Below are 11,890 nucleotides of genomic sequence, written 5' to 3' on the forward strand. Positions count from 1 at the left end.
TTGCTATTCCAAGAATTAATATGGATAAAACTCCGTGGGAAAATCCCTAAATACTCTAAGTATAATTTTTATTAAAGTTTTTCCTATAAACACAAAATCATTCCAAGCAAACGCAAAGTGATATATCTATAACCTTTCCAAGCCCTGTATCCAAGTAAAATCCAATAACTGCTGAAAGTATCACCATAAATCCTATTACAGCGAACCTTCCACCTATCCACGCTTCGCCGAATACTCCTTTTATCATTTTTATAAATTTTGTGTACATATTTTTAAACCAAATTACTATGCTTTTTACTTTCATATCTCCCCAATCCTTTATTATATTTATACAATTCTATTATACACGACAACCCAATAAAAGTGGAGGCGCTACAAGCGCCTCCACTCTTCAACTGCGTTTTAAGCTTCTTTACAAAGTGAATCTTTCCTAAATACAAATCCAATGCGTGATGTTATATATAAGAAAATTGCATCGCAATTTTCTTATATTATTCTTTTATATATTTTTCATATCTAAGTCTCTTTCCTTCTTCCCATGGTTTGTATTTCTTAAAAAATTCTAATCTTTCATTTATTGGAGGATGATCATATTTCCACATCTTATATATAGGATCCGGATTTGGAATTGTAATTCCTTCATTAGAAAGTTTTTCAAAAGATGTTATGGCAGCAGCATTATCTCTTGTAAGTTCTATGGCAAAAGCATCTGCTTCACGTTTCTATGTAACAAGAATAAGCATTAGACGCTGGAATTATAAATATCATGCATAGACTTACTATAAATATAATTAGAGGAAAAGATGCTACATCACTAATATCAGTAAACTTAAACCTTCTTTAAATTTATTTATTATAAAAGGTGCTAAAGCATGAATTATATATAAAACTATAAAAGTAACTATTGTTTGTATTATAAAGAATTTTTGAATATGTGATAATACATAATGGCCTATTTCATGAGCAGTTACAAATTTTAATTCCCTTAAATTTAGCTTATTTAAAGCAGTGTCCCACAACACTATTCTTCTAGCCTTTCCTATTCCAGTCATATATGCATTTATCATAGATGTTTCTTTGCTTTTATCTACTTTTAAAATAGTACAGTTTCTATTTTTGCCTTTTGTGCAAGTTCAATTAAACTTTTTTCTGTGGTCTTATCTTCTATGGTCTTAAAATCGTTAAATAATGGATCTATTATAACTGGTTGTGCATAAAAAAGTGCAAGGCTTATAGGTATTGATATAATTCCAGTATATATCCACCATCTTTTACGGCTTCTTCTAATTATGGAGTAAAGCATTGAAATAGCAAAAAATATTCCTACAGATTCTATAGCTAAACTTAAAAAATAATTTTTTAACCACATATACAGAGGTTGATGTGACAATCCAAATTTATGACTTTGAATATAACTGCCATAAAAGGTTAATGGAAAGTTTAAAGCACTATCTAATATGCTATATATAAGTCCATAAATCCCTACAGCTAAAAAAGTTCTTTTTCCTATCCCTTTGATACATTTCTAAGCTTTGCAGAAGATCCTGTTGATAATATTATTATAGGTACACCTAGGCTGAATACAATCTTAAGTCCTTGTACTATTCTATCACTTTTATAAAATCTCTCTCCTTTTTCTTCTCTACTTTCTATACTTATATTTTTTTCTCTAAAAATATCCCCTTTTCCTAAAGCCAAATTATCATGATTTATAAATATTACACTTATAAAAACAAATATTATAATAACTAACTTAAGCACTTTAAATTTTTTCATACCTTATATTACAGCTCCTTATAATATCATTCTATAAAACCTTCTCTACTAATTATACTATTATAATTCTAAAAAATTCTAAAAATCCATTGACAAAAATCCAAAGCAATGTATATACTGTATATATACGATATGTACAGTATATACAAACATGCATATAAAATCTTTTTCTTTACAAACTTTATTTTTTCAGCTTCGTAGAATTTTATTATGTATTTGATTTTACATTGTATTCTATTAAATATTATATAAGGAGACATTCAAATGAAAATAATAGTATCTAACTCTTCTGGAGAACCCATTTATGAACAGATATCAAATCAAATAAAAGCCTTAATAATACAGGGTGAGCTGCAAGAGGGAGACGCCCTTCCTTCTATAAGAAGCCTTGCAAAGGAACTACAAATAAGTGTTATTACAACTAAACGAGCCTATGAAGAACTTGAAAGAGAAGGATTTATAGAAACTGTTGCAGGAAAAGGTTCCTTTGTAGCAGCTCAAAATAAGGAGCTGCTGCGTGAGAGGAAGCTAAAATTCATAGAAGAAAAACTTTCAGAAGTAGTTGAAGAAAGTAAAATGCTTAATTTAAGTTTTGAAGATATTTTAGAAATGTTAAAAATTCTTTTTGAAGAAAATTAGGGGGTTTTTATATGAATAATACTAATAATATTTTAGAAGTCAGTAATCTTAGAAAAGAATATAAAGATTTCACTCTCAATAATATAAGTTTTACTTTAGAAAAAGGCTATATTATGGGATTTATAGGACCTAATGGAGCTGGAAAAAGCACAACTATAAAATTAATTATGAATCTACTCCGCAGGGATAGTGGTTATATTAAAATTTTCGGTCTTGATAACTTAAAGCATGAGAAAGAAGTTAAAAATAGAATAGGCTTTGTTTATGATGAAAATTATTACTACGAAGATTTAACTATGGAAAGCATGAAAAAAATAATAGCTCCCTTCTATAGCAAATGGGATGATTCTTCCTTTGATAGATATATGAAAGATTTTAATCTAGACCCTAAGAAAAAGATAAAAACTTTGTCTAAAGGTATGAAAATGAAATTTTCCTTAGCCATTGCCCTATCTCATAATGCTGAACTCATAATAATGGATGAACCAACCTCTGGACTTGACCCTATTTTTAGAAGAGAAATATTAGATATTCTCTATTCTATTATTCAAGATGAAAACAAAAGTGTATTTTTTTCTACTCACATAACTACCGATTTAGAAAAAATAGCAGATTATATAACTTTCATAAACAATGGAAATATAGTGTTCTCAAAATCTAAAGATGATATATTAGAAAGCTATGGCATAGTTAAAGGCGACCTTGAACTTTTAAATAGCCATACTAAAAAAGAATTTTTAGGTATTAGTGAAAACCGATTTGGGTTTGAAGCCCTTACTGATAATGTGGAAAAGATAAAAAAAATCTTTAAGAATCAAGTTATAATAGAAAAACCAACTCTTGAAGATATAATGGTCTACACCGTAAGGAGGTAAGAATATGATTAATCTCATTAAAAAAGACCTTGCTATAGCTTTTAGTAAGAAAAATGCTGCTATATTTTTAGCTTATTGTCTATTTATAATTACAGTAATGGACACTTTTTCTTCTGATAATATATACATTCTCATAATCAACACTATAGCTTATTTCTTAGTCAGTGAAAGCTTCATATATGATGAAAGAACTAAAGGGGAATATATAATAAATTCTCTTCCTGTAAAAAGGGAAGAAATTGTCTTATCAAGATATTTAAGCTTAATATTTTATATTTCTGCCGCTACAGTATTTGCTGCTACCATAGGAGCACTAACCGCATTGATGAATATAGGGAACATTGGATTTATAAATATGAATGTAATTAAAAAGGTATTTGTTTCTAGTATTTTAATGATTTCCTTAGTTATACCTTTGTTCTACAAATTCGGTTATAGAACTATAAAAATAATTTATTTATTGATTTACATGTTATTCTTTTCATTTATAACTTCTTTTCCAAATATTATAACTTTAAATTTTGTAAAAGACCTTATGACCTTTATACAAACTAACAAATGTCTTATAAATATATTATCTATAATTATACTTATATTCCTAGTAATTATATCAATTACAATCTCCTTGCAAGTTTATAGAAAAAAAGATATTTAAGAGGTGAATATTAGTGTTAAATCTAGTTTTAAAGGATTTTAAGCTTGGCAAAAGGTATAATATATTCCTTTTAGTATATAGTCTCATGATATCCGCATTTGGTCTTAAGATGGATCACCTTCCTGGAATACTTTATGTATTGTCTATAGTAATGATATCTTATATATCTATCCTATACTCTAATGGTTATGATGAAAAATATAAAATTCATATAGCGTTAAACAGCATGCCAATCAATAAAAAAGATATAGTGCGTGCAAAGTATTTAGCCCTCATTCTACGCATTCTAATAGTATCAGGTGCTATAATTCTATTTACTTCTATTTTAAATAATCTTGGAGTAAAAGCAGCTGTTCGAACTGCAACCTTTTGGGATTTCATTTTATCCTTTAACTTGCTTGGTATATTTTACTCAGTATACTATCCTCTTTACTATAAATTTGAGTATAATAAATTTAGAATAATCAATATGGTATTATATATACTTCTATTAGTTATTCCAGGCTATATTACAAAATTTCTTAAATCTAATATGGGATTAAAATTCTCCAATTGGCTTATGGATTTTAGACATTTAAATCAGTTCCACCTTTTTACATCAACTTTAGTTTTAATAGTTTTGGTTATATCAATGATAATATCCTCAAAAATCTACTGCAATAAAGAATTTTAGCCCGCCTAATATTGACATAAAATATGCCTTGGTATATGATTAAAAGAGGACTTTTCATGCCTTTCATCAGAGAGCAAATGGTGAAAGGCATTTAAATATATATATAGGAGTGAAGAAAATGTCAGCAAAGGAAGTTAGAACGAGATTTGCACCTAGTCCAACTGGCTATATGCATGTGGGCAATCTTAGAACAGCCCTTTACACTTATTTAATAGCAAAACATGAAGGCGGAAAGTTTATATTAAGAATTGAAGATACAGACCAAGAAAGGTACGTTGAAGGAGCTGTTGATGTAATATTTAAGACTCTAAAAATGACTGGTCTAATTCATGATGAAGGTCCAGATATAGGTGGTCCTGTAGGCCCTTACGTTCAAAGCGAAAGACGTGGTATTTACCTTAAATATGCTAAACAATTAATTGAAAAAGGAGAAGCTTACTACTGTTTCTGCGATAAAGAAAGACTTGATTCTATAAAAGCAGCTTCTGACGATCCTAATCAAAAGGTATTAAATACGATGGTCACTGTAGAAATCTTTCAAAAGAAGAAGTAGAAGAAAAATTAGCTTCTGGAATTCCTTATGTTATAAGGCAAAAAAAATCCTACTGAAGGTGTTACAACTTTTGTAGATGAAATTTATGGAGAAATCTCTGTAGATAACTCTGAACTTGAAGATATGATTCTCATAAAATCTGACGGACTTCCAACATACAATTTTGCTAATGTTATTGATGACCACTTAATGGGAATTACTCATGTAGTCCGCGGAAATGAATACCTATCTTCTGCACCAAAATACAACAGATTATATAATGCTTTTGGATGGGACATTCCAACTTACATACACTGCCCTCCAATAATGAAAGATGCTCATAACAAGCTAAGTAAGAGAAATGGAGATGCTTCTTTTGAAGATTTACTTGCAAAAGGATATCTTAAAGATGCAGTATTAAACTTTATCGCTCTTCTTGGATGGAATCCAGGAACAGATCAAGAAATCTTTACTTTAGAAGAACTTGTAGAGCAGTTTGATTATAGAAATATTAATAAGTCACCTGCTATATTTGATACAGTTAAATTAAGATGGATGAATGGAGAATACATTAAAAAGCTTCCTCTTGAAGAGTTCCATAAACTTGCAATGCCATATTATAAAGAAGTTTTTAAAGAAGAAGACATGGCAAAACTAGATATGATGAAGATAAGCGAACTTCTTCAAACAAGAACTGAAGTTTTAACTGACATTCCAGAAAAGCTTCCATTCTTTAAGGAATTACCTGATTATGATATAGACTTATATACCCATAAAAAGATGAAAACTAATGCTGAAAATTCTCTTGTTACTCTAGAAAAAGTACTTCCAGTACTTGAAGGCTTAGAGGATTGGACTTTTGAATCCATTCATGATGCAATATTCAACTTAATTGCTGAAATGGAAGTTAAAAATGGAGTGGTTCTATGGCCTATAAGAACTGCCCTATCAGGTTTACCAGCATCTCCAGGTGGAGCTTTTGAACTTGCAGAAATCCTTGGAAAAGAGGAATCTCTAAGAAGAATTAAAATTGGAATAGAAAAACTAAAAAATAGGGCTTAAGCAAAGCCCTATTTTTTATACTGTAATCTTCATTAACACACCGAAATACTATCATTTTAAATTTTATTCTGTTATGCTCCATACACCATTTACTTTTTTACAATTTAAGCTTATATCTTGAGTTTCTTTTACCTTATTTCCATCCTTTTCAACTACTGTTTCTGCACTAAATGATATAAAACCAGTATCAGAGGATAAATTCACTTTTCCTACTGTAACTTTTCCAACTTCTCCTTTAAAATCATCTTTCCATTTGTTTATAATATCATTCATGAAACTCCTCTGCCTAGCATCTAGATTGCTTGGAGATACAATTTCAAATTTAACATTCAAATCTCCTTCTTTACTTTCATTTACAGTAAACTGTGCTACTACAGCTTTAGGTAATTTTTTCCCTGAAGAAGCTTTTACACTATCCTTTATTATAATATAGTAAGACTCTCCATATTCATAAGGCTGATTAGGAGTTAATTTTACTGAAGATTTGTCTTCTCCTAAAGAAACCTTTACAGATTGAGTTCTGCCCATACTATCAACCACAACAATATTGTCCTCTGTAATAGTACTTTCATCTAATTCCTTATTAAATTTTATATTCCATTCCTTATCTTTTGGAACTACTTCTTTACCTTCTAAAGACTTAGTTGTGTAATCTGAAGGGAGTATATCATTTATACCTATTCCATAGGAAATCACTCCACTTTTATAAGTTCCTATATAAACCTTTCCATCATTACCACTAACCATACTAGTTATAGTATCATTTGCTTCCATATCATAAAGTCCAATAAATTTATCTGAATTCTTTTCCTTTGCATAGAGCATATTATATCCTATCCATAATATTAACTTCCCATCTCCTGTCTCTTCTAATTTTCTTATTTCAGGATAGGTTTCCGTAAGATTTGAACCTTGACCACTGAATCTTAAGTCCTCTTGAGGTGTAAGATTTTCATCTAGTTTATAAACCTTATATCCATATGAACTATTTCCACAAACAAATTCAAGCTCATCATTTTCATTTAAGAATATATTAACAGGTTCATCTCCATTTGGAGATCTATAATTTATTGCTCTATACTGATTTCCATTTAATTTATTCAATTTTACTCCATTAAGAGCTTTAGTAATCAAATAAACATCATCATTTTTGTCCTTTATTAACTTATTATAAATTACATCATCATAAGAATGAAGCTTTGATAATTCTATTTCTTCTACCTTCTTATCCTTGTCCACTACATAAAGCTTTTCTTCGCCTACAGCGTATAAGTATCCATTATCATCAAAAGCTATAGAAGAAGTATAGTTCATAGAACCTTCTTCATTATTTAATTTCACATACTCCTCTATAGAATTATCTTTTAACTTATAGACTATGTCATCACATACAAAATATACTTCATCATTACAAATTACTGCACTAACATAGCTTTTAAATTTAGCTCCAGCATTATTTTCTATATTAAACTTATTATTCTTTAAAGTTACTTCTAAAAGCACATCATCACTGTTTTTATAATCTTCATCATAATTATAATTATCACTTATTATTCTAACATCTGAAATGTTATCTTTTAAAACCACTGCTGAATTTGATACATAACTACCTACAATAGTATCTTCCGCTTCTCCTTGGCTTATAAGAGTAAAGCCTCTAGTATTTCTTACAGCAATATTGTTTTCATCTTTTATACTGAATTCTTTACTTTCTTTTGATACTGTATATTTTTCTTGGATTTCATCATTAACTATTTCTTTAATTTTATCTTCATCTAAGACCCATATATTCCCTTTAGCATCTTTTTCTATATCCTTTAAATTAGTTCCATTAAATTTCTTTATAACCTTTCCAGATTCAGACACGTGTACAATCTTATCTTTGTGAATAACCCATAGACTACCATCGTTATCTATACTATAGTCAACAATATCATCTTCAAAAGTATAGGTTTTATCTGTATCATCTTTATATATTCTAGTAAGCATATACTTTTTAGTTTTGGAATCACTTTCTGTAACCTTAAAGCAAATTCCTTCATTTGAATCTGATTTTAAATTCGTAAAGGCATCATCATATTTAAAACTTTCGCTTGCTTTAAGAGTACGGACGCTTTTCTCAACAGCACCTTCAGTATTTTCCACTTTTAAAAGATTATATATTCCCTCAGAAGAGTTATACACTGAAAACCACTTGTTTTTACTGCTATCTATTATTACTTCTTGAAGTTTAATATTATTATCTGTATCATTAAATGAAATATATTCATTTACAGCATTGGATTCTCCTGTAAACTTTTCACTGTCTATTGTTAACAATTTATACGTAGAGTTTGTTCTACATGGAGTTAAATATATGTACTTTCCACTTATTCCAATACTTGTACTAGGAAAAATATCTACCTTGCCTAAGTTATACTTCTTAGCTTTTCCATCCTGTATAAAGTAAAGAGAATCCTCAGTAAGAACTAATATGTAGTCATCATATTGTTTTATTTTAAATATTTTACCTTCAATATTATATTTGTTAGCTATTTTAGTAGAGCTGCTATCATATTTTTTATAATCCTCTATAGCTTGTACTTCTTTACTTAAAAATCCCATTGGTAAAAGGGTAAGTATAAAAAAATATACCAATGCAAGACTAATAATCCTTTTATTCTTCACTTTATTTCCTCCAATCTTATAATATGTATTGTATTCATTATACTACAACTTATGTAAAACTTTAAGCTTAAAAACTAATATCAATAATTAAACCAACTTTATAAATTTAAAGTTGGTTTATCATACTAGCTAGGTATCCAGCTCCAAATCCGTTATCTATATTTACAACACTTGTACCACTCGCACAGCTGTTTAACATCGATAAAAGCGCTGATAATCCGCCAAAATTAGCTCCATATCCCACACTGGTTGGTACTGCAATAACAGGTTTATCAACTAAACCTCCTACAACGCTAGCAAGAGCACCTTCCATACCAGCTACAGCAATTACAACCTTTGCTCCTCTAATTATATCTAATTTACTGAATAGCCTGTGTATTCCAGCAACTCCCACATCGTTGATTCTCTCAACCCTATTTCCAAAAATTTCAGCTGTAATTGCTGCTTCTTCTGCTACAGGTAAATCCGAAGTACCTGCTGTAACTACAGCAATATAAGTATCTGTTTTAGAAACATCCTTTTTCTTTACAGTAATAGTTCTTGCAAGCTCATTGTACTCTGCTTCTTTACATATTTCCTTTACCGCTTCATACATTTCTTTTGTAGCTCTAGTTCCAAGTATATTATTATCTTTTGTATTCATAAATTCCACAATGCCTTTTACCTGCTCAACTGTCTTTCCTGCACAATATATAACCTCAGGATATCCTACTCTTATTTCCCTATGATTATCAATCTTAGCATAACCTAACTCCTTATAAGGTAAATCTTCAAGCTTACTTGCGGCATCATTTATTGAAATACTGCCGCTTTTCACTCCTTCTAAAAGTGCTCTTATATCCTTAGAATTCATTCTAATTCCCCTTTTCTTCTATATTAAGGTTAAGACTTCCTGTCCTATATCCTTGCATATCCAATGATACATATTTAAATCCGAATTCTTTTAGCTTTGAAGAAATTTCATCCATTAATTTTATATCAAATAGTCTAGGCATATCTTCTATTGGAACTTCAATTCTAGCTAAATCTCCGTGACATCTTACACGGACTGCTCTGAACCCTTTGTCCATTAGATACCTTTCTGACTTTTCTATTTTCTCCAAATCTTCTACCTTAAGCTCAGTTCCATAAGGAATTCTTGATAAAAGGCAAGCATATGGGGGTTTATTCCATGTTGGCAAATTAAGCTCTTTTGACAATTCTCTTATTTCATTTTTGCTTAATTTATTTTCAAGAAGAGGGCTTTTAATTTCAAGCTCCTTTAATGCTCTTAATCCTGGTCTATAGTCATTTATATCATCAGCATTTGTTCCATCCACCACATAATTGTATCCATTTTTATTTGCAAAATCCTTTACCATTGTAAACACAGCTGTTTTGCATAAATAGCATCTATCTTCTGGATTAAACTTAATTTCATCTATTATAACAGGAACTTCTAAAAACTCATGTCTTATTCCTATTTCCTTTACTAACTCTTTTGCTTCTTCTATCTCCCATTTAGGAATATAGGGAGATACCACTGTAAGCGCCGCAGCTTTATCTCCTAATGCTTCCTTTGCAGCTTTGAGTAAGAATGTGCTATCCACTCCTCCTGAAAAAGCTACTACTACACTTCCTAAATTCTTTAGATAATTAATAAGATTTGAATACTTTTGATTATTCATTTATAATCCCTCCCATGGTCTTTAACACTTCATCATATATGTTTTTAATAGGCTCACTATTATCTTCCGCAAGCTTTCTGCAATCCTCATATTCTGGCTTTGCCTTTATTAATTTGCCTTTGTAATAAGCTTTTTTAACAGATACTTTTCCATAAATGGTGTCCACAGTTTGAAATTCTCTTTTTAACTTGGTTCTACTGATTTTATATTCTCTAATTCCTAAAGTAGTCGTTTCTTTAAAAATTATCTCCTTTATATCTTCTTTATTCTCTTTTCTACAGAGCACACTTAGTATAACACCTAATCTTTCCTTTTTCATAAGAATCGGAATCCTATATACATCTAAAGCCCCTTTATTAAAAAGTCGTTCTATAATATATTCATATATTTCTGGATTCATATCATCAATGTTACATTCTAAAACATAGGCTTCATCTTTATCCTCCGTATTTATATGTAATTCCTTAGTTTTTTTTTACCTAAATATACTCTTAATACATTTGGAATTTCTGTATCCCTGCCACCTACTCCATATCCTATCTTTTCAATGGTAAAATCTTTCATATCTGAAAATTCATCCACAGAAGAAGCTAAAATTGCAGCTCCTGTTGGAGTTGTTGTTTCAAAAGGTACTATTCCTGTTTTTACTGGTATTCCTTTAAGTATTTCTACTGTAGCAGGTGCTGGAACTGGAATAAGTCCATGAGCACATTTCACAAATCCTCCACCAAGTTCTACTGAAGATGCCATAACTTTGTCCACCTTTAAGTAATCTAAACATATAGCAGCTCCTACTATATCTACTATGGAATCCACAGCTCCTACCTCATGAAAATGCACTTCATAAAGCGGTTTTCCATGAACTTTTGCTTCCGCTTCAGCTACTTTTCTAAACATATTTAAGCTCATTTTTTTTACATTATCATTAAGTTCACTTGAATTTATTATTTTCTCAATATGCTCTAGATTTCTATGAACATGGTGGTTATGGCTGTGAGAATGACTATGAACATCATGGTGATTATGTGAATGATTATGATCTTGTGAGTGTTCATGAGTATATCCATCTTCATGTATATGTTCATGATGAGTTTTAGTTTGTCCATGCTCTTCATCGCAGCATGCTTCATCATTATGTTTTAAAATTACATCTACCTTTGTACCTTCAATTCCTTTTCTACTTTCTTTTCCAACCTTTATTTCAAACTCACTGTCCATCCTTAGTTTAGATAGCTCTCTTATCAAAAAGTCCTTATCTACACCAAGGTCTATCATAGCTCCTAAATTCATGTCCCCACTTATTCCTGCAAAACAGTCATAATAAAGTACTTTCATATTTCCCTC

The 11,890-nt window shown here is 30.0% G+C and carries 11 protein-coding genes and 2 pseudogenes; 5 read left to right on the top strand and 8 right to left on the bottom strand.

The features are described from left to right. Nucleotides 1-97: 97 nt before the first annotated feature. The 4 genes from ACFWTK_RS00005 to ACFWTK_RS00020 all read right to left on the bottom strand — a co-directional run bounded on the left by ACFWTK_RS00005 (nt 98) and on the right by ACFWTK_RS00020 (nt 1,776). A complete protein-coding gene (locus tag ACFWTK_RS00005) occupies nt 98-304 on the bottom strand; it encodes a hypothetical protein (RefSeq protein WP_415874156.1) in 207 nt (68 codons plus the stop codon). Nucleotides 305-806: 502 nt separating this feature from the next. Then, nucleotides 807-1,100 (bottom strand): M48 family metalloprotease, encoded by a 294-nt coding sequence (locus tag ACFWTK_RS00010; protein ID WP_415874659.1) that lies wholly within the window; start codon nt 1,098-1,100, stop codon nt 807-809. Then, on the bottom strand, nt 1,094-1,519 hold the full coding sequence (locus ACFWTK_RS00015; RefSeq protein WP_415874660.1) for a hypothetical protein: 426 nt from the start codon (nt 1,517-1,519) through the stop codon (nt 1,094-1,096). Before ACFWTK_RS00015 ends, ACFWTK_RS00010 begins: the two co-directional genes overlap by 7 nt. Then, nucleotides 1,507-1,776, bottom strand: coding sequence for a hypothetical protein (locus ACFWTK_RS00020; protein WP_415874157.1), 270 nt, complete (start codon nt 1,774-1,776; stop codon nt 1,507-1,509). Before ACFWTK_RS00020 ends, ACFWTK_RS00015 begins: the two co-directional genes overlap by 13 nt. Before the next feature lie 264 nt (nt 1,777-2,040). Here ACFWTK_RS00020 and ACFWTK_RS00025 point away from each other — a divergent pair, with 264 nt between their 5' ends. The 5 genes and pseudogenes from ACFWTK_RS00025 (at nt 2,041) to gltX (ending at nt 6,212) form a co-directional block, all read left to right on the top strand. After that, nucleotides 2,041-2,415, top strand: a complete 375-nt coding sequence (locus ACFWTK_RS00025; RefSeq protein ID WP_061857235.1) for a GntR family transcriptional regulator — start codon at nt 2,041-2,043, stop codon at nt 2,413-2,415. An 11-nt stretch (nt 2,416-2,426) separates the two neighbouring features. Further along, a complete protein-coding gene (locus ACFWTK_RS00030) occupies nt 2,427-3,290 on the top strand; it encodes an ABC transporter ATP-binding protein (protein WP_415874158.1) in 864 nt (287 codons plus the stop codon). 4 nt (nt 3,291-3,294) lie between these two features. Then, a complete protein-coding gene (locus tag ACFWTK_RS00035; protein ID WP_415874159.1) occupies nt 3,295-3,945 on the top strand; it encodes an ABC-2 transporter permease in 651 nt (216 codons plus the stop codon). A gap of 13 nt (nt 3,946-3,958) precedes the next feature. After that, entirely contained in the window at nt 3,959-4,618 is a 660-nt protein-coding gene (locus tag ACFWTK_RS00040; protein WP_415874160.1) for an ABC-2 transporter permease, read from the top strand. A gap of 118 nt (nt 4,619-4,736) precedes the next feature. After that, a pseudogene (gene gltX, locus ACFWTK_RS00045) lies at nt 4,737-6,212 on the top strand (glutamate--tRNA ligase). A gap of 63 nt (nt 6,213-6,275) precedes the next feature. Here the strand turns inward: gltX and ACFWTK_RS00050 are convergent. From ACFWTK_RS00050 to larC, 4 genes and pseudogenes are all read right to left on the bottom strand, one after another. After that, on the bottom strand, nt 6,276-8,879 hold the full coding sequence (locus tag ACFWTK_RS00050) for an Ig-like domain-containing protein (protein WP_415874161.1): 2,604 nt from the start codon (nt 8,877-8,879) through the stop codon (nt 6,276-6,278). 106 nt (nt 8,880-8,985) lie between these two features. Then, entirely contained in the window at nt 8,986-9,732 is a 747-nt protein-coding gene (gene larB / locus ACFWTK_RS00055; RefSeq protein WP_061857241.1) for a nickel pincer cofactor biosynthesis protein LarB, read from the bottom strand. Nucleotide 9,733: 1 nt separating this feature from the next. Then, nucleotides 9,734-10,546, bottom strand: coding sequence for an ATP-dependent sacrificial sulfur transferase LarE (larE, locus tag ACFWTK_RS00060; RefSeq protein WP_106024779.1), 813 nt, complete (start codon nt 10,544-10,546; stop codon nt 9,734-9,736). Beyond that, nucleotides 10,539-11,881, bottom strand: a pseudogene (gene larC / locus ACFWTK_RS00065) (nickel pincer cofactor biosynthesis protein LarC). The gene larE and the pseudogene larC overlap by 8 nt, the downstream one beginning before the upstream one ends. Nucleotides 11,882-11,890 lie beyond the last annotated feature (9 nt).

This window comes from Clostridium sp. (genome assembly GCF_047777555.1).
In the GTDB taxonomy this organism is placed as follows: Bacteria; Bacillota; Clostridia; order Clostridiales; family Clostridiaceae; genus Clostridium_H.

Bases quoted from the DNA above. Each gene is read 5' to 3' on its own strand.
- ACFWTK_RS00005 (WP_415874156.1), bottom strand. From the start codon at position 304: ATGAAAGTAAAAAGCATAGTAATTTGGTTTAAAAATATGTACACAAAA.
- ACFWTK_RS00020 (WP_415874157.1), bottom strand. From the start codon at position 1,776: ATGAAAAAATTTAAAGTGCTTAAGTTAGTTATTATAATATTTGTTTTT.
- ACFWTK_RS00025 (WP_061857235.1), top strand. From the start codon at position 2,041: ATGAAAATAATAGTATCTAACTCTTCTGGAGAACCCATTTATGAACAG.
- ACFWTK_RS00030 (WP_415874158.1), top strand. From the start codon at position 2,427: ATGAATAATACTAATAATATTTTAGAAGTCAGTAATCTTAGAAAAGAA.
- ACFWTK_RS00035 (WP_415874159.1), top strand. From the start codon at position 3,295: ATGATTAATCTCATTAAAAAAGACCTTGCTATAGCTTTTAGTAAGAAA.
- larB (WP_061857241.1), bottom strand. From the start codon at position 9,732: ATGAATTCTAAGGATATAAGAGCACTTTTAGAAGGAGTGAAAAGCGGC.
- larE (WP_106024779.1), bottom strand. From the start codon at position 10,546: ATGAATAATCAAAAGTATTCAAATCTTATTAATTATCTAAAGAATTTA.